The organism is Pseudaquabacterium rugosum, from assembly GCF_038066575.1.
In the GTDB taxonomy this organism is placed as follows: Bacteria; Pseudomonadota; Gammaproteobacteria; order Burkholderiales; family Burkholderiaceae_C; genus Pseudaquabacterium; species Pseudaquabacterium rugosum.
On record NZ_JBBUTF010000058.1, the window covers coordinates 1 to 515 of the forward strand.

Consider the following 515-nt stretch of genomic DNA (forward strand, 5'->3'; position numbering starts at 1 on the left):
ATGCGCTGCGCGCTGCCCACGCTGGCCGCCGGCAACGGCCTGCTGCTCAAGCATGCGCCCAACGTCACCGGTTGTGCGCTGGCCCTGCAGCGCCTGGCCACCGAGGCCGGCCTGCCCGCCGGACTGCTGAGCACGCTGGTCATCGCCGAGCCCGAGGTGCCCGCCACCATCGAGCGCCTGATCGCCGATGAGCGCATCGCCGCCGTCACGCTCACCGGCTCCAACCGCGCCGGTGCGGCCGTGGGCGCGGCCGCCGGGCGCGCCGCCAAGAAGACGGTGCTGGAACTCGGTGGCTCGGACGCCTTCATCGTGCTGGAGGATGCCGATCTGGACGCGGCCGTGGCCGCCGCCGTCAAGGCCCGCTTCCACAACGCCGGCCAGAGCTGCGTCTGCGCCAAGCGCTTCATCGTCTCGGCCGCGATCGCCGAGGCCTTCAGCGCGCGCTTCGTCGAGCGCGTGCAGGCCCTGGTCGTCGGCGACCCGACCGCGGCCACCACCCAGATCGGCCCGCTGGC

At 74.2% G+C, this 515-nt stretch carries 1 protein-coding gene; it reads left to right on the forward strand.

Features of this window, described 5'->3' with window-relative positions:
- On the forward strand, positions 1-515 hold a 515-nt coding region (locus AACH11_RS24775), incomplete at both ends, for an aldehyde dehydrogenase family protein (RefSeq protein ID WP_341376968.1).